The following is an 18,042-nucleotide window of genomic DNA, read 5'->3' on the forward strand; positions in this document are numbered from 1 at the left end:
TGCTATGGCCGACGTGATCGCCGAGATCGCGGCCTTTAGCGGCCGCATCGCCAAAATCGCCGGGCCTGTGCGCTCCGGCAAGACCGAGGCTTTGGTGCGCCGCGCCGCTGCCCTGCTGAGCGCCGGAGTCGCGCCCGAGGCCATTCTGCTGGCCACCTCCACGGCCGAGGCCGCCCGCCAGGCACGCCATCGGCTGGCTGAAGCCCTCGCCGCTGCCGGCATGCCCGATGCGGCAGCGCTTGCGGCCCGCGCGAACGTGACCTGCGCCCGCGAGGTGTGCCTGGCCGTGCTGGACGCGCCCGAGGCACGCGCGGTCACCGGGCGCACGCCGCGCGTGCTGGCGCCCTTCGAGTACAACTTCTTCCTGGAGGACATGAAGACCCTGGGAACCCCGGCCCGGCGTTTGCGCTCGCTGCTGCGCCACTTCAAAGAGCAGTGGTGCGCGGGCGCCCCCGAGGAGGAGTGGGTGGTACCCGGCGAGGAGCAGGAGACGCTCGATCTGGCCCGGCGCCTGCTCACCCGCACGAACGCCATGCTGGAAGACGAGGTGGCCTACCTCTGCTGCCGCTACCTGCAAAGCGATGCCGGCGCCGAGGCGCGCCAGCGCTTCGCCCATGTGCTCGCCGACGACTTCCAGAATCTGTCGGCCGCCCAGCAGACCTGCCTGTGCCTGCTCGCCCGCGACCAAGTGATCGTGGCGGGCAATCCCGACGAGACGGTGGCCGCGGCCAGCGACTTCCCCGCACCTGAAGGCTTTGACACCTTCGATACCCTGCGCCGCGGCGTGACCGTGTTCAACCTGGAAACGGCCTTCGGCAACCCCGACATCACGGGCTTCTGCGATGCTGTGCTGCGCGCAGGCAACGAGGACGCCCTTGCCGCCGGCGAGCGCCGAGGCGAGATCCGCGACATTGCCACGGTGAAGTGGAACACCCCCGATGAGGAGTTCAACGGCCTGACGCGCTACCTGTTCGCCCTGAACGCCGAGAACCCCGAGGCCATCCAGGCCGAGACATGCATCGTGGCCCCCAACAAGCAGTGGGCCCACGCCTTCTCGCAGATGCTCGCCAAGCGCGGCTTTTCCGTGTCGTCTTTGGGCTTCGAGCGCCTGGCCGGCGACCCCCGCGATATGAGCCGCGCCAAGGCCCTTGCGGCCTACACGGCGCTGAACCTTATCGCCGACCCGGATGACTTGTTCGCCTGGCGCGCCTGGCTCGGTTTCGGAAACTACCTCACGCTGTCGGATGGCTGGAAGTTCCTGCTGGAGTGGTGCGACGAGCACGACGCGACCATCTTCGATGCCCTGGACGCCGCCAGCGCGGCACGCGCCGCCGGCGAGGCTGAGCCCTACCCCCGCGCCGAGCGCCTGGCCGAGCGCTACGATGCCGGCCGCACGCTCATCGAGGCCAACCGCGCCCGTCGCGGCCATGCCTTGCTCGCGGCCGTGGGCGCCGAGGGCCTGCGCGATTTCGCGGCCCTGGCCGACCGCATCGTGGGCGACGAGGATGCGGCGGCCCTGTACGCCGCGGCCCGCGCCACCCAGTTCGCCCCGGTGCACGAGGACAACCCCCGGGCGGTGCGCGTGAGCTCCTACGAGCAGATGTGCGGCTGCTCGTATCGCGCCGTGTACGCTGTGGGCTGCGTGGACGGATTCGTGCCGGCCCGCGACGCCTTCGAGGTGGTCTCCACTGACGCCGACCGCGCCCGGGTGCGCGAGACCGGTCGGCGCGCCTTCGCCGCCGCAGCCGGCAAGGCGAGCGACGCGCTGATGTTCTCCACCTTCAGCAAAGCGCCGCTCGAGCTGGCCGAGCGCACGAAGATGCAGGTCTCCCGCGTACGCATGGAATCCGGCGAGCGCGTGGCCACCTTGCGCCCCACCTGTTTCTTAGGGGAAGCCGGCGGGGCGGCCCCCATTACCTTGGGCGGCCAGGCCCTCTTGGCCGACATGGGCATCGACTAACCTCCCCCCTGCCCAAATCGCCAGAAAAGCCCCTTATCGGGGCTTTTCTTTTGCCAAAGTAATTCCGATAGCTTCCGACTGCTTCTGGCCATGATCCACCGCCCTTGCGCTTGTCACCTCCAGATATGCGTCGACCCCGCGTAGGGGGAGGCGGAGTCGACTCGAAAGGAGGGGAAAGAGAGGGGTTGGTAAGGGATGGGGCCGCAGCGAGGCGCGCGATCGCGACGCCTCCCGAGCTGCCCAGGGCCGTTAGGCCTCCACGGAATCCAGAAGCTCGCGCAGGACGGCCTCGTCTTCCTGAATGGTGCCCAAGGTGAGCTGGCCCAAGCCCTGATAGAACAGGGTGCGGGCGTGCATGCGCATATCGGTCACCATCATGGGAACCCAGTTGATGAGGTGGTTCTCCAGGAAGTCATAGGAGGTGCGCAGATAGGCCACGGCCTCGTCCTCGGCATCTTCGGCCAAGGCCTCGGCGGCGCGCAGGGCCATGCGCTGCATGAACTCGAGTTCCAGGGCAATGTGATCCTCGGCCTCGTTCCAGTCGCCGCGCTTCAGCTCGTTCTCGCGCAGGGTGGCCAGCACCTCGGCCCGGGCCTCCTGCATAAGCAGGCGCCGCTCGGAGGTGTACACGCTCTCGTAGGGGTAGGCCGCCGAGTAGCCGTTCACGCCGTGTCCGATGAAGGTGCTCACGTAGTCCACGGCCAGCTCGGTCACCGAGTCGTCCCAGGCGCGCTTCAGATAGTCGTACAGCTGGTGGTAGCCCTCGTCCACGGCGGCATTGCCCGTGGCCTGGGGAAAGCGCATGCCCTGCAGCTCGCGCAGAGTCGCCAGGTCCACTTCCTCGCGGAACAGGCGGGCGAGCATTCCATAGGAGCGGGCGCGGGCGTTCATCAGATCGACGAGATCCACGTCCCCAGCCGTCTTCACGTCTTCCATCACAGCCATGATCTATGCCTCCTTGCGCGCCTTCAGCTCAGCGAGCATCGCGCGTCCCAGATCGGTCAGGTTCCAGGCGCCCGAGCCCCACAAAATGCAGTCGGTCGCCTCCAGAATGTCTACGAAATGCTGGCCGAAGCGCCGCGGCGACTTCGTGATGTCCATGGTGTCGGTCAGCTCCTCGATGGCCACAAGCTTGCGGGGCGCCTCGGCCAGCGCGTCCATCACGCGCTCGTACACCTCGGCGTAGCGGGACTCGTCCGACTCCAGCACGATGGCGCGGAACTGGGCCCCGCTCATGTACTCCTCGCGCAGCTGGAGGGCCTCGTCGGTGGCGTGCCAGACGGGATCCACCGTCTCCCTGATCTCCAGATAGCTCACGCCCTCCTCGGCGCTCTCCTGCTCTTCGGCGGTCTCGGGCATCTCCAAGGTAAGGGCGCCGGCCCGCTCCAGCATGCGGCACAGCGTCATAGGGGCGTACACCGACCAGTTGTCGCGCTGCCATTCCTCCACGTGCTCGGAGATGACGCTGGAGGCGCAGCCGCCCTCGGCGAGGCCGATGATGTTCAGCAGCACCGGACGGCGGTTGGGGTTGCGCACGATGAGCGCCTGCAGGGCCGCCCGGGCACTTCCCTGGCGCTCGGGCGAGTACACCGGGTCGCGATGCACCGTCTCGGGCATGTTGCGCATCGTGGGGTAGTCGATGGTGTCGTAGGGGTTCTCGTCGTCCATCCACTCTTGGTCGATGATCGAATCGTCCACCGCCAAGGGGTCGAACTCGTCGTCGAAGGCGAGCAAGTCGAGGGTGTCCTCCCCTGCCGTCCTCGCTGCAGAATATGCCATGGGGCGCCTTCCTTTCTTCTATCCTCTTCGCCATCTATTGTAGGAAGATGGCCGGGGGCATCTTCATACGGCCAGGTCGTATCTGGAGGTCACGGCATCATCCTCTCGTGATGATTTGCGAAGCAAGCGAGGATGATTCCGCATGACAGGACCCCTTTTCGCCTTGACGTTTCGCGCGGGCACGCCATAATGGGGGTGCGTTGCGAAACTGCGGGGCTACCGAGTTTTAGGGAGCACTTATGACCAACGCAGCATTCGGCAAGAAGACTCTTGCTATCGCGGTTATGGCCAGCCTCTGTGCGGCCCTGATCGCCGTCCCGGCCTATGGTTTCTACCATGTGCACGACGACGGCGTGTCGGACGGATCGCAGGGCCTGGGTGCCTACGAGGTCTTCATGGTGGTCGACGAGACCGCCGTGGGGGGCGACGTGCACTCCGACCTGATGTTCGTTCCGGCGGGCAGCACGGCCGATGTTGTCCTTGACGAGGGCACCATCTCCAGCGAGAGCCAGGCCGGCCTGGACGCCATCCACAACTACGACGTCCAGTCTGTCGCCGAGTATCTCGCGGCCAACGGTTACAACTACACGGTTGCCGTGTATCCGACCGGGGAGGTTCAGGCCTACAAAGATGCGGAGGGCGCCTACGCGGCCACGTCTCAGAACGTGAGCGAGGCCTACACCGCTGCATCGAAGGGCGACGGCAGCACCGTCGTCGATCGCTACGACAACGTGGTGATCACGGTGACCCAGTAGGTCGCCACCTTCGGGAGGGCCGTCGTCGACCAGCGGCGGCCCTCCCCCTTTTCGCGGGCCGATAAAGCGCGCGGAGAACTTGACGCTGGCCAGCGTGCGATTCTATAATCCGCTGACTCAGCGTTAAGAAGACGAGAAGAGACAGCAGGGGAATCAGCGCCAAGGGGGATCATGGGCTTTCACGTACCGCGCGTCACCATCAGCATCGACTTCGGCAAAGAGGCCTCGTTCGGCGAGCTGAGCCTCATCTCGCTCGGCTACGGGCTGCACCAGGCCTGGATTTACAGCTCCATGTTCGATAAGGGCGGCATCTTCGGCACGGCCCCCTTGGAAGTAAGCCCTCTGAACGAGGAGCTGTCGCTGGCCTACTTCATGTCCATCCTCGTATACGGCGTGTTGCTGCTTGTCGCGAGCGCGCTGGACACGAAGCTCATCCGCTTCTTCCACGCCACGGCGACCCTCGCCAGCGCGGCGGCGCTCGGCGCCGCGGGTACTCTGCTTCTGCTCTTGCCCGCGTCGGCCGGATGGGACACCGAGATGACCCAGATCGTCTCCGGCGTGCTCACCGGTGCGGGCTCCTCGGTACTGCTCATCGCCTGGGGCATCGCCTTCGCACGGCGCGACTCGGCTTCCATCGTCATCAACGGGGCTCTGTCCATCGCCATCGGCTTCGGCATCTACGGCGTGGTGCTGCACCAACTCCCCTTCCCCATCGGCGCTATCGCGAGCGCGCTCATTCCCGTGGCGGAAATGGCGCTTTTGCTCGTGCTGCGCTCTCACGTGAGCCTCGATTTCGACAACCGCCGGCTCGTCTTCAGCCCCCTGCCCATTAACCAAGCGCGCTTCGTGTTCCGCTTCGGGCTGCCGGTGTTCTTCCTCGGCGTGGCCCTAGGCGTGCTGCGCCAAACCTCCATCGAGACGGTGCTGCCCGGTGACGGCTTCGAGGATCAGGCCATCCTCTTCGTCACCGCCTGCTGCGCCATGGTGCTCATCATGGTGACGTTTCTGGCTCTCGGCGGCAACGAGCGCTGGCATACCTTCTTCCGCCCGCTCATTCCCTTCATCGCCGTGACGGCCGTGTTCATCCCCGTATCCGCCGGCTCCGATTCGGTGCTCACCACTTCGGTGGTGCTCATCGGGTACATGACCTTCGAGGCGCTCATGTGGATCTTCTTCGCCGAGCTCTCGCAGCGCTTCCGCCTCTCGCCCATCTTCGTGTTCGGCCTCGGACGCGGCGTGATGGCCCTGGCGACCCTCGGCGGGTCGCTTCTGCCCGTGGCGAGCGCCGCGCTGCCCGGCATTCCGGCCGTAGGCGAGACGGGCCTTGTGATTCTGGTGATCGTGGCCATGATGGTGGCCTATGCGCTTCTGCCCGAGGAGCGCGAGATGATGACCATCGTATCTACCGCGCCCTGTGTGAAACTGGCCGCCCGCACGCCGGGCACGCCGCTCGTGGTGGCGAACTTTGCCGACCGCGGCGAAGGCGAGGCTGCAGAAGCAAGCCCGACGGAAAAGGCGGACGCCGCCACCTCGCGAGCACCGTGGGAAATGACCGCCGCAGAAGAGGACGGGAAGGGAGCCAATCTTGATTCACCAGCGGCCGCCGGCGACGGCGGCGACGGCGGCACAGCGATGCCGACGGCGGCCGCTGCAGCCTCCGCGGAGGGTGCCACCGCCAATGCGGGAAACCCGGCAGCGGTGCCGCTCCCCGTAAGCCCCGAAGCCGACCTGCCCGACCCGGCTCCCACGGCCCTGGCGGATTCTGCGGACGGTACCGCCCCGATATCCGAAGCGCGGCGCACCATGCTCGGCGAGACGGTCGAGAGCGACGACGGAGACGCTCGCATGGGTCGCTTCCGTTTGCGCTGCGAGGCCGTGGCCAACACCTACCTGCTGTCGCGCCGTGAAAGCGAGGTGCTCTATTACCTGGCTCGTGGCTACAAATCGGCTTCCATCCAGCAGCAGCTCTACATCTCCGAGGGCACGGCGAAGACCCACATCCGCCACATCTACCGCAAGCTGAACGTGCACAACCAGCAGGAGCTCATCCTTCTCATCGACGAGGTGGAGCTGTAGGGCGCGAATCGACGATATGACCGCTCACATCGTCGATTCGCGTCACTTTTGGCTCAGAAATCTCTAACGAGACCTGTTTTCTGTCGCAAACCAACGGTATGCTCAGTCACATCGCCAATTTGGGGCACTTTTGATTCAGAATTCTCCATTGCGAACCGTTTTCCTGCCGAAAAATCATGCTTTGCACGTTCACATCGTCAGTTTGCGCCAACCAATAGCACGGAAAGCCCCCGGTGGGGGCGATTCGCGTTTGCAAGGGGTTTGGGGAAACGAATCGCACCCACCGGGGGCTTTCTATTTGTGCGAGATCCTTCGACTGCGCGCTTCGCGCTCCGCTCAGGATGACGCAAGGTGACTCAACAAAAGCTGAGCGTAGAGGAGACGCGGGCATTCCAGCCGAGCGCAGTTCACCCTAAGGGTACTTCCTCGCTTCGCTCGGGCGCCGACACGCGACATTCCGTGCACGCGAAGACTGTCGAGCGAATTGGAATACCCAGCGGCTCTGACCAGCGGGGAGCCGCGAGCCGCAAAGCTCGCAGCCCCCCTTCCCCGCTTAGAAGAACGGGTAGATGCTCACACCGGTCATGTAGAACGTCGCACGCAGGGCCAGAGCGCTCACGAGCACGCAGGCCGCGCCCACGGCACCCCAGATTTTCCAGTCGCCCTTGGCCTTGCCCACAAAAGCACTGGCCGCACCGGCCACCGCCGCTACAATGGAGCATACGGCCCAGCCCATGGACGCGCCGGAGAAGGGCGCCGTGGAGCCATCGGGAGTGATGTCCAGCGTCGGCTGGGTGGGGTCGTACCAGAACTCCACGGCGGTGTAGGATCCAGCCGTGGCCTGCATGGCAATGAGGTAGGCCACCACGAGCACCACGTTGGCACACTGGCCGATCACGTTGGCCTTGGCATCCAGGTCGGAAGCTTCATCGCGCACGGCACAGATGACGGCCATGGTCGCCGGGCCGAAGGCGCAGGCCGCGCCCAAAAGCGAGCCGATCTGCAGCAGGGAATCCCAGGCCGGCAGCGAGGCCATCATGTAGGAGTGGCCCATGACGACCACGAGCACCACGGCCAGCACAAGACCGGCCACGGCGAGCCACGCCGGCACCCTGGCCTCATCACCGCTGCGGCGCAGGTACACGAAGTAGACCACCATGACCACCGCGAGCACCACGATGGCAATGAGCTCCTGGGTGATGCCGCTGGTCATGTGGCCGAAGCCGTTGAAGATGCGCTCCCAGTGCTCCAGATGGAAGAACACCGCAATACCGCCGACGGCCAGAAGCGCCACGGAGACGATGAGCGCCGGCATCTGGGCTTTCGCGCCCCGGCCGCGCAGGGCCCACAGGCACTGGGCGCCGAACAGGCCCGCCGCCCACGCGAGCAGCGTCGTAAACAAGATAAGGGGCCATTGCAGTTCCATTATTCCCCACCCTTCCATTCTCTGTCGCGCAGGATGTAGGCGAAGTGCGGGCCGTTGCCCACGTCGGGCAGCCGGTGCACGTCGGCCTCGCCGTACTCCTTGGCCATTTCGCCCAGCTTCACGCGATTGCCGGTGTACAGGTTGTCGTAGGAGCGATCGGTGTCGTAGCCCACGGCCGGCGCCTCGAAGGAGTCGATGCCGGCGTCCAGATCGCCGAAGAAGCGGGCGCGGCCGCCGCACTGGATGACGCACTGGGGCAGGCCGCCGGCGGCGGTGATCTGCTCACAGAGCGTGCACTTCTCGACCACGCGCTCCTCCTCGTTCAGGTAGCGCACGCCGTAGGGGCAGGCCATGGCGCAGAACTGGCAGCCGATGCACTTGGACTTGTCGATCTGCACGGTGCCGTCCTCGCGCACCTGGGAGGCGCCGGTGGGGCACACTTTCACGCACTCGGGGTTCTCGCAGTGCTGGCAGCCCACGGGCAGGTAGTACATCTCCACGTCGCGGGCGCTCGCGGCGCCGGCCTTCTTGCTCGGGCCGATTCTCAGCACCTTGTTCCAGTAGCTGCCGATGGGCACGTTGTTCACGGCCTTGCACGCGACCATGCACGCGAGGCAGCCCACGCAGCGGTTCAGGTCGGTGACGATAGCGTTCGTTGCCATGGCCCTAGGCCTCCTCTCGGATATCGTAGTTGGGCAGCCATGCCTTCAGGCGCGGGTCGGAGGCGTCGCAGATGATCTGGGTGCCGTCCTCGGGCGCGCAGGGGATGACGTTGCCGTCGGGGCAGTTCTCGGGCGTCGCCTTGTAGATCTTCACGGGCACGCCGCGCATGTGGGACGAGCCGATGAACTTGTCCTGGCCGTAGGGATTCCAGATGCACTCGATGTTGGACAGCGTGAAGCCGTGGGTCGGCGCCGGCAGCTCGGGGAACCACCAGGCGTGCTCGGCGTTGGCCCAGCCCGGCGCGATGCCGTGGTAGAGGTCCACGCACTGGCGCACCTTGCCCCACTCGGTCTCGATCCAGGCCCAGTCGCCCTGCTTGAGCCCCAGCTTCTCGGCGTCCTCGGGGTTCATCTCCAGGCGCGGGGCCGGCCACAGCTCGCGACACCAGGGCAGTTGCCGGTGCTCGGAGTGGAAGTACACGGGGATACGGCGGCCGGTGGTGAGGATGATCGGGTACTCCTCCAGGTCGATGGTGCCGCTGCCGGCCGCGGACACGGGCGGCTCGTAGTTCGGCATCATCTCCTTGATGACGTCGAACTTGCCAGGCTCGGCCTCGTTGGCCATGTCGAGGCACAGCGTCTCGAACTGCATGGACCAGAAGCTCACCAAGCCCGTGGGGGTGGGACAGCCGAAGTTGTTCACCGGCTGGCCCGTGGCGGGGTCGGTCGACCAGGGGGCGGCAGTGCAGGCATCCTTGCCCATGCGCATCCAGCCGGTCTCGAAGCGACGGTAGGTGCCCCAGCGCTCCGGCTCTACTACCTTGGCGTTGATCCAGCCATTGTCCTGGAAGTCCTGACGGAAGTCCTCCCAGTGCTCCCACTTGCAGCCCGGGTAGCGATCCGAGAAGCCCGACACCTCGTTATGGGCCTGGAACCAGTCCTCCAAGCGGTCGTCGTGCAGATAGGCACCCGGGGCGTCGCCGGCGATGTTGGTCCAGGTGCCGTTGGGGTTGCCCTGCTTCTCCATGGCCTCGAAGATGAGGCGGTTGATGTCGTAGTCGAACTTCGTGTCGGCCGGCGGCTCGATGGCGCGCTGGGTAAGCCCGATACCGCCCGAGGCGCCCTGGGACACGCGGATGCAGTTCAACTCGGTCCAGTGCTGGCAGGGCAGGATGATGTCGGCCATCTCGGTGCCGGGGTGGTGGAACATGTTGATGTCCACCCAGAAGTCCAGCTGCGAGAGCGCCTCCCAGGCCAGGTTGGCGTTGGACATGTTCATGAACGAGCCGGACTCGTTGATGCCGCCGCGCAGGCGGTACTCGCCGTTGCCCAGACAGGCCTCCCAGATGAGGGTGGCATCAGCCCACTCGCCGTAGTAGGGCAGCATGGGGAACTTGCTCGCGCCGATCATCTTGCCGTGCACATCGCGCTTGTCCGGAATGTTCATCGGATCGACGTCCACATCGGCAAGGTACATCGGCGGGCACATGGGCTCTCCGGTGAGCGCTCCCATGCCCTTCAGGGTGTACTTCACCTCTTCGGGCATGTTGGTGCCCGGAGCGGCCGTGGACTGCTCGTCCACAGGGGAGCGCGTGAGGCCGCGGTTGCCGGCAGGGCCGTCGAAGTTGCCCGAGGTGTAGATGAGGTTGCAGATGGCACGCACCGTCTGGGTGCAGTTGCCGATCTGGTCGGGGGCCAGCTGCAGGTGGATACCGCCGTTGCCGTAGGTCTGGCCCTCGGGACGGGTCAGCCACAGCACGCAGGTCTCCTCGATCATCTGCGGGTCGAGGCCCGTGATCTCGGCGGCCCACTCGGGGGTGCAATCGGCCACCGAGGCGGCCAGGTAGCTCCACACGGGACGGGCGGCGTGCTTGCTGCCGTCAGCCAGGGTCACCTCGTGGGTGCCCTCCAGATCGAAGTCGATGCCGGCCTCCACGAGCTCGTTATAGGAGATGGGCGGCAGGTAGCCCTCCTGGGAGGTGCCGGCGTACACCACTTCCATCTGATCGCGGGTGGGGGCCACGTGGTTGCAGCCCTGCCACTGGGTGGTGTCGGCGTCCCAGTACACCAGGCCGCCGGCGCCGTCGTTGGCGTTCTTGTTCCAGGCCATGAACTTGTGGGGGCTGCCGCCGGCCACCAGGTCGCTCTCCTTCAGAAGGCGCGTCTTCAGCTTCGTGCCGATGAGATCCTGCAGCGGGGGCACGGCGATGGGGGCCGTCAGATCCAGGTAGCGTCCGCCCGTGGGCTCCATGTCCTCCACCACCAGCAGCGAGGCGTCGGTCCAGCGCTTCACGAACTCCCAGTCCACCAGGTCCTTTTCGATCATGACATGCTGCCAGGCCAGGGCGAGCGCCCCGTCGGTGCCCGGCTCCAGGTTCAGCCAGTAGTCCGCCTCCTTGCCCGAGCCGGACAGGCGCGGGTCGATGCAGATATGGGCCTCGGCATCGGTCATGCGGTCCACGAGGTTGCGGCAGCTGTCGTCGTAGTTGGAGTTCTCCGGCGCGGTGCCCCACTGCACGTAGACGCGCGGCCCGTCGCGCAGGGCCATCCATGGGGAGCCGTCCACGGAGCTGATCCAGCCCATGAGGCGGCGGGGGCCCTTGCAGATCTCCGAGGCCACGTGGGCGTTGGGAGTCTGGAACAGCCACTTGTAGAACGCATAGGGCCCATAGACCCACTGGCGGGACGTGCCGCACATGTTGAAGATGCACTCGCCGCCGTACTGGTCGATGAGCTCCTGGAACTTGGTGCCGATGGTCTCCATGGCCTCGTCCCAGGTGATGCGCACCCAGCCAGGGTCCTCGCCCTTGGGGTTGGTGCGCTTCATGGGATGGTAGATGCGGTCGGGGTGGTAGGCCGCCTGCAGCGACGACTGCGACTTGCCGCAGCAGTTGCCCGACGACTGGAACGACGACTGGTCGCCCTCCACCTTGACGGCGCGCCCGTTCTCCACCGTGACCCACACGCCGCACTCCATCTTGCCGCAGCCGCGGCAGCAGGTGCGCACGCGCTTGACCTCACTGCCCTTGCCCGGCGCCTCGGCATCCTCGGCGAGCGCCGCACCGGGCGCGGCACATCCGATGACCGCCGTGGCGGCCGTGGCCGCGGACAGCTTGGCGAAGGTACGGCGGCTCAGGTTGAGCTTACCCATCTCTCCTCCTTTTGTCTCTCTTCTCTTCTGGAAGCCGCTGGCGCGGTCTCCCACGTTGACATGGTGGCAAAATCGGGGCGCCGTCGCATCATATGTTTGCCATGATTTTTGAGTTTTACCAGTTCAATTCCTTATTTGTCCAGGAAAAAGATGGGCGCTTCCCCAAGCTTTTCCCACTATAATTTTCTCGGGAGAATAGGGTGGATTTCCAGGGGAAGAACACGGTGCCGCCCGCTCGCTCCATGGTTGCCAGTCAAGTCGAGGGGGCTCGCGTGAGATTCGACTACATCGCAGAGAACCTGCGCGCCCGACGCGCGGAAATCGGCTCGCACCCGCTGTCCCCGGATCGCGTGCTCGGCTTCACGCTCATCCGGGGCTGGGTGTACCTCATGTTCGTCGGCGCGGCCGCCAGCTCCATGACGTGGACCGGCGAGGCCCTCCCGCCCGTCTTCTATACCGTCTCCACGGCGAGCCTGTGCGCCGTGCTCCTGGCGAGCGCCCTGGCCGGCAGCCGCTTCGTCCAGCTGATGCTGCACCCTGCCGCCCGGCTCGCCGGGCCCGTGCTCACCAGCGGGGGCACCCTGCTTTTGGCCTCCTCGGTCGGCGAGAGCGGCGCGGCCCTCATGTGCGGGCTTCTGGGAGCCCTCACCACGGGCATCGGCTCGGGCATCATCGATCTGGGCTACGGCGAGCTGTACCGCAACGAGCCACCGGCCCGCACCACCTTCGAGGTGCCCCTGGCCTTCTTCCTAGCCGCCGTGGTGTTCTCCCTCGTCATCGCACTGCCGCCGACCGCGGGCTGCGTCGTCTGCTCGCTTTTGCCGGCCATTTCCGGATGGATCCTCTTCGGCCGCGAGCATGCCTGGTCCCGCAAGCACCGCGCCAGCGTGTTGCCCATCGATTTCGACCTGAAGTCCTTCGCCTGGCGCATCGGCGTGTGCGCCTGTTTGGTGGGCGTGGCCGACGGCATGGTGCGAGCTGCCTTCCTCTCGTCCAACAACCTGAGCATGCACATGTTCCTGCAATGGCCCCTGGCAGGAGCGGGGCTGCTCACCATGGCCATCGTCTACGGTGCCGCCATCTTGAGCTCCGAGCAGAGCGCCCGCACCATCTACAAGGCCGCCATCTTCGTCATGGCCTTCTTCTTCATGCTGCTGCCCGCGTTCACCGGCGCCCAGGATATGGAAAGCGTGCTGGCCCTGGCCGGCTACGGCACTTTCAACGTGCTCATCTGGATGCTGCTGGCGGAAATCTCCTACACCTACCGGCTCTCCTCCACCGAGGTCTTCGGCATCGGCTGGGCCATGGTGACCTTAGGGGTGCTGCTCGGTTCCATCGCCGGAACCATCGTGGATCAGTTCGCCCCGTTCACGCCCCAGTTCTTGAGCCTCATCGCCCTGGTCGCCACCATGGCCGTGCTCCTGTCGTTTCTGTTTGTGTTTCGCGAGAGCGACCTCATCGATCTGACCGAGGAGCCCGACGGCGACAACGCGGGCGCCATCGAGAAGGCCGCGGAAAGCCCGAGCTCCGAGGGGGTCGTCGCAGTGGCCGGCGAGTCGGGCGGCGACGAGGGTCGCCGGCCCCGCTTCCACGACCGCTGCCTGGAGGTGGCCGCCGCCTTCGAGTTATCGCCGAAGGAGACCGAGGTCATGACCTTGTTCGCCAAGGGCCGATCGGCCGCCCGCATCCAAGAGGAGCTGTTCATATCGAAGGGCACCGTGAGCACACATCTGCGCCACATCTACCAGAAGATGGACGTTCATTCCAAGCAGGAGCTCCTCGACGTCATCGAAGACCGCGACCGGAAGTGAGTCCAGGCCGATAAGCCGCGCCGGGAAACCGAGGCGGGCCATGTCCGGACTCGCGCACCCCCGCCCTACGCGAGACCGCCTTTTTCCTTTTTGCGAGCGTTCAGTATAATAGCGGGCTGTAAGGAGAGGGGGTATGGGCTTGAACAGGGAGAGTGCGCACCTGAACGGACGCGGGGCGCTTATTGCCGTAGGCGCCGGCCTGAACCTGAGCACGTACGGACTGGGCGTATGGGGCGAGAACGTGCTGCTGTCGAGTGGGACCTTCGTGGGGCCCGCTCTGGCAACGCTCGCGGAAACCTACCTCCTCTTCGCCGCGCTCGGGCTGTTTGCCGCCCTCATCCTGCGCATCGCCATCGCCGCTTGCACCGGACAGAGCAACCGCTTCTACTTGGTCTGCGGCCTGGGCCCCATGATCGTGGCGGCCGTGCTGTTCGGAAGCGGCCTGTGGAACGCCTCGGGACTGCTCATAGCCCTGGCCGCCTTCTGCACCGGCTGGTCCTTTGCCTGCCAGAGCCTGTTCTGGATGAGCGCCCTGTCTTTCGAGCCAGGCCAGATGCGAACGGTCTTTCCGCTGGAACTCCTGGTCGCGGCCGTGGTGAATGTCGTGTTCGTCGCAGGATTTCTGAACCTGCAGGCCATCTTTCTCGGCGCTGGCATCGCGCTGTCCGCTGCGGCAAGCGTACTGCTGTTGCACGGGGACGCCCAGCGGGAGCACCCTGCCGTGGCGGCACCGAGCAGGGCGCTCCAGAGCCGATACCTGCCCGGGTTTCGCCAACTGGCGGAAGTGCTGTTCTGCGTCGTGGCCCTGCAGACCATCGCGCCCACCCTCAATTACATGGGACTTTCCGGCGCCCTGCCGCCCGAGCAGCAGCAGCTGGCCATCATCGCCGCTAAAATGGCAGCCGCCGTAACTCTCGTGGCCATCCTGCACTGGTCGCGAGCGCCGCTGTACTCGGTGCAGGTGTTCAAGGTGGTCACGCCCGTGCTCATCCTGCTGCTGTTCGCCGTGCCCTTTGCCAGCGCCGGTTACCTGTTCGCGCTGCTCGTAGGCGGCTCCTGCCTGCATTTCATCGTGACCAACTCGCTGTTCTGCATCGATGCCGTGGCCATCGCCCGACGGCGCGGGCTCGTCTTCGAGCTCTTCTACGGCACCGGTTACTTCGCGCTCATGGCCTTCTGCTCGGTACTCGAGAAGGTGATGCCCACCCTGCTGGCCGCCTCGTCGTCAATGGAACTGCTGCTCGTGTTCGGCGTGTTCTTCTGCGTCTATGCCCTCAGCATGGCCTTCGTCGCGGTGCGGCGCCGCCGGCGCGACAGCGGCGGAGACGGCGCCGAGAACACGACCGCTCCCGCTTCCCCGCCCTCCTCCGAGCCGACCGTGACGACTGACGCCGAACGGGTGGCCGCCGTGCAGGCGCACTGCGGCTTGTCTGATCGCGAGGCCGAGATCGTGCTCCTCATGATGCACGGGCGCAACGTGCCGGCCATTGCCGAGGCGCTGGTCATCTCCCAGAACACCGTGCGCACCCACGTGAAGCGCATTTACCGCGCCTGCGGCGTCCACTCCCGCCAAGAGCTCATCGCCCGCTGCGAAACCGAGGAATCTCAGGGTCATAGCGACGGTCCCCCAGCTAAATCACCTAGTAATCCATCATAATCACCCATTTTGAGACACGGCGGCGCCCCCTTCGTGCCCTATGGTTTCCCTGTCGCGGAAAGCGACGAGAGACCAAGGAGGGAACCTATGTCGAAGATCACCCGAGGCGGGCTGTCCCGCCGCCAGTTCCTGACCGGATCGGCGATCACCGCCGGCGCCGTAGCATCGCTCGGTTTGGCTGGCTGCGCCCCGAAGGCCCCAGCCGAGGCACCGGCAGCCGGAAGCGACCTGGCCGCCACCGGCGAGGACGCCGCCAACGTGCGCGCCCATGCGGCCCAGCTCAACCCCCAGGGCGAGCCGAAGCCCGTGCAGAACACCACCTGCCCCTCGCTATTCACCGAATGGAAGATGGGAGCGCTCACCCTGCCCAACCGTGTGGTGAAGTCGGCCGCTGGCTACATCGGCGTGACGAGCCAGGGTATCACTGGCGATTTGCATATGCAGCACTATGGTAAGCTGGCCGCCGGTGGCGCATCAGTGGTGTACTGCGATGACTTCGCAGAACTCTACGATCATTTCCGCGCCATTCCCGACGTGGGCAAGTTCACCGACTGGACCGATGCCGACCTGACCGCCTTCGCCCAGAACATCAAGGACAACGGTGCCGCCGCCGGTTACCAGCTGGCCACCATGGGCCTCGTGTTCAGCGGTTTCGAGCCCGACCCCACGGCCATCTTCCAGTCCTCGGACTGCATGGATATGACGGCCGAGGAGATCCAGAACCTCATCGCCGACACCATCAAGGCCGCCGCCACCCTGAAGCGCTGCGGCTTCGATTGCGTGGAGATCAACGCCGCCGGCGAGAATATCGGCCAGACCTTCATGTCCCGCAACCGCAACAAGCGCGAGGACGACTACGGTCCGCAGACCTTCGAGAGCCGCACCCGCTTCGTCTGCGAGATCGTGCGCGGCATCAAGGCCGAATGCGGTGCCGACTTCCCTGTCCAGGTGCTCATCAACGGCGTTGAGGAGAACGACAAGGCCATCGGCGACTCCGCCCTCTTCACCACCGTGGAGGAGAACAAGGAGATGTGCAAGCTCATCGAGGCCGCTGGCGCCGACTCGCTGCATATCCGCATCGGGCCCTGCGGCCAGCACGTCGCCGAGTTTGCCGGCGACCTGTACTTCTGCGGCACCGGCATCGAGGGCACCACAGGCTACGGCACCCAGTTCGACTTTACTCGCCACTGGCAGGGCATGCTGAAGGCCGATCAGTCGGGCCTCGGCGTCATGGTGCCCGTGGCCGCCGAGATCAAGAAGGCCGTGAGCATTCCCGTGGGCGCGGTCACCTACATGGACCCGGCTCGCGATCCGGAGTATTTCGAGGGGTTCATCGCGGGCGGCGATCTGGACTTCATCCTCATGAACCGCCCGCTTTCCGTGGACTACGACTACCTGCACAAGCTGGAAGAGGGCCGCATCGACGAGATCCGCCCCTGCACCCGCTGCATGCACTGCCATTGGGATGCGGCCGACGACGGAAACCTCACCTTCAGCTGCCGCACCAACGCCGCGCACCCCTTCCGCTTCGTCACCGGCCAGCTAACCGGCGGCTACGACCCCGAGCCGGCCGCGACGGCCAAGAACGTCGTCGTAGTGGGCGCAGGACCCGCCGGCTTGGAGGCAGCGCGTGTGGCCGCCGAGCGCGGACACGCTGTGACCCTCTACGAGAAGAAGGGCTCTGTGGGAGGCCTTCTGGAATTCGCCAACAACGTGAAGGGGCCCCACGAGAACCTGAGCGTGCTGCGCAACTACTTCGAGCGTCAGATGGAGCTACTCGGCGTGAACGTGGTGCTGAACACCGAGGCCACGGCCGACACCATCGCCGAGGCGGCCCCCGATGCCGTGATTCTGGCCACAGGCGGCGTGCGCGACAGCCTGGGCCTCGACGAGACGGCCGGCACGAACGTGGTGGGCATCGATGACTTCATGATGGCCGATATTGCCGAGGAGGTTGTCGTGGTCGGATCGAACGCCCAGGCCATCGACGCGGCCATGTATCTGCTGGCCCAGGGCAAGCACGTGTCGGTGGTCACGCCGAGCGCGGCGGGCACCATCGGCGCCGGCCACTCCTTCTGGGTGAAGACCTTCACCCAGCCCAACATGAAGGCCCTCGGCGTGCGCTTCTGGCCCGAGGCCGAGGTGGTGGCCGTGAACGATGGCACCGTCACCGTGAAGACGGCTACGGGCATCCAGCAGGAGATTCCCTGCGGCACCGTCGTGGAGGCCCTGGACAGCCTGCCCAACGGCTCCCTCGCCGAAGGCCTGACCTGCGAGGTGGTCACCGTGGGCGATGCCGCCCGGCCCTTCAACATCGGCGAGGCCATCTGCTCCGCCAACGCCGCCGCCCGCGCCCTCTAGCGAGCCCCGGCGAAGCGATGTCCATCCATACCATCTGACAGCCGAGAACACCAGGGGCCCTTCACCGCTTGTGCGGTCCCCGGTGCCTCGGACAAGCTGCACCCTCCCGAGGCGGGCGACTCACCCAGATCGCCCGCCTCCCTTCGACGAATCTCGCCCTTGGCTCTCCCGTCCGTGGCATGATGCCCCGTCGAAGAGGGGAGGCCTCCATGAACATCAACCAATTGGAATGGTTCTGCCTGGCGCGTGAATCCCTCACCCAGCGCTTCATGACCACGAGCCTGTACGCCTTGGGCGTGCGCCCCTACACCCACGCTTCCATCACCTCGGTGGCCGACGGCTTCGCCACCGTGCACGGGAAGGCCCATCGGCCGCTTCGGAAATGACGGCAGCGACGAGACCCC

At 65.9% G+C, this 18,042-nt stretch carries 12 protein-coding genes; 7 read left to right on the forward strand and 5 right to left on the reverse strand.

The window, feature by feature from the left end; genetic code table 11:
* Nucleotides 1-4: 4 nt before the first annotated feature.
* Nucleotides 5-1,960, forward strand: coding sequence for a UvrD-helicase domain-containing protein (locus F8D48_RS01535; protein ID WP_151429685.1), 1,956 nt, complete (start codon nucleotides 5-7; stop codon nucleotides 1,958-1,960).
* A gap of 249 nt (nucleotides 1,961-2,209) precedes the next feature.
* On the opposite strand, the gene F8D48_RS01540 is transcribed toward F8D48_RS01535, so the two are convergent.
* Nucleotides 2,210-2,905: a TorD/DmsD family molecular chaperone gene (locus F8D48_RS01540; RefSeq protein ID WP_240806167.1), complete on the reverse strand. Its 696-nt coding sequence runs from the start codon at nucleotides 2,903-2,905 to the stop codon at nucleotides 2,210-2,212.
* Between the two features lie 3 nt (nucleotides 2,906-2,908).
* A complete protein-coding gene (locus F8D48_RS01545) occupies nucleotides 2,909-3,739 on the reverse strand; it encodes a hypothetical protein (protein ID WP_151429686.1) in 831 nt (276 codons plus the stop codon).
* Nucleotides 3,740-3,978: 239 nt separating this feature from the next.
* Here F8D48_RS01545 and F8D48_RS01550 point away from each other — a divergent pair, with 239 nt between their 5' ends.
* Together F8D48_RS01550 and F8D48_RS01555 are read left to right on the forward strand one after the other, a co-directional pair.
* Nucleotides 3,979-4,494, forward strand: coding sequence for a LisH domain-containing protein (locus tag F8D48_RS01550; protein ID WP_151429687.1), 516 nt, complete (start codon nucleotides 3,979-3,981; stop codon nucleotides 4,492-4,494).
* A gap of 171 nt (nucleotides 4,495-4,665) precedes the next feature.
* Nucleotides 4,666-6,570, forward strand: coding sequence for a response regulator transcription factor (locus F8D48_RS01555; RefSeq protein WP_151429688.1), 1,905 nt, complete (start codon nucleotides 4,666-4,668; stop codon nucleotides 6,568-6,570).
* 553 nt (nucleotides 6,571-7,123) lie between these two features.
* Here F8D48_RS01555 and F8D48_RS01560 read toward each other — a convergent pair.
* The 3 genes from F8D48_RS01560 to F8D48_RS01570 are packed head-to-tail and all read right to left on the reverse strand — an operon-like array spanning nucleotide 7,124 to nucleotide 11,809.
* Nucleotides 7,124-7,996 carry a dimethyl sulfoxide reductase anchor subunit family protein gene (locus tag F8D48_RS01560; RefSeq protein WP_151429689.1) on the reverse strand — a complete coding sequence of 291 codons (873 nt, stop codon included), beginning with the start codon at nucleotides 7,994-7,996 and terminating at the stop codon, nucleotides 7,124-7,126.
* Complete coding sequence (locus F8D48_RS01565; RefSeq protein ID WP_135971597.1) at nucleotides 7,996-8,658, reverse strand: 4Fe-4S dicluster domain-containing protein; 663 nt, start codon at nucleotides 8,656-8,658, stop codon at nucleotides 7,996-7,998. The genes F8D48_RS01560 and F8D48_RS01565 overlap by 1 nt, the downstream gene beginning before the upstream one ends.
* A gap of 4 nt (nucleotides 8,659-8,662) precedes the next feature.
* A complete protein-coding gene (locus tag F8D48_RS01570) occupies nucleotides 8,663-11,809 on the reverse strand; it encodes a molybdopterin-containing oxidoreductase family protein (protein ID WP_151429690.1) in 3,147 nt (1,048 codons plus the stop codon).
* A 272-nt stretch (nucleotides 11,810-12,081) separates the two neighbouring features.
* On the opposite strand from F8D48_RS01570, the gene F8D48_RS01575 reads away from it, so the two are divergent.
* The 4 genes from F8D48_RS01575 (at nucleotide 12,082) to F8D48_RS11545 (ending at nucleotide 18,024) form a co-directional block, all read left to right on the forward strand.
* Complete coding sequence (locus F8D48_RS01575) at nucleotides 12,082-13,620, forward strand: helix-turn-helix transcriptional regulator (RefSeq protein WP_151429691.1); 1,539 nt, start codon at nucleotides 12,082-12,084, stop codon at nucleotides 13,618-13,620.
* A gap of 133 nt (nucleotides 13,621-13,753) precedes the next feature.
* Nucleotides 13,754-15,277, forward strand: coding sequence for a response regulator transcription factor (locus tag F8D48_RS01580; protein WP_151429692.1), 1,524 nt, complete (start codon nucleotides 13,754-13,756; stop codon nucleotides 15,275-15,277).
* An 87-nt stretch (nucleotides 15,278-15,364) separates the two neighbouring features.
* Nucleotides 15,365-17,638: an oxidoreductase gene (locus F8D48_RS01585; protein ID WP_151429693.1), complete on the forward strand. Its 2,274-nt coding sequence runs from the start codon at nucleotides 15,365-15,367 to the stop codon at nucleotides 17,636-17,638.
* 209 nt (nucleotides 17,639-17,847) lie between these two features.
* Nucleotides 17,848-18,024: a hypothetical protein gene (locus tag F8D48_RS11545; protein WP_160324893.1), complete on the forward strand. Its 177-nt coding sequence runs from the start codon at nucleotides 17,848-17,850 to the stop codon at nucleotides 18,022-18,024.
* Nucleotides 18,025-18,042 lie beyond the last annotated feature (18 nt).

Source organism: Adlercreutzia muris (assembly GCF_008831045.1).
Classification (GTDB): Bacteria; Actinomycetota; Coriobacteriia; order Coriobacteriales; family Eggerthellaceae; genus Adlercreutzia; species Adlercreutzia muris.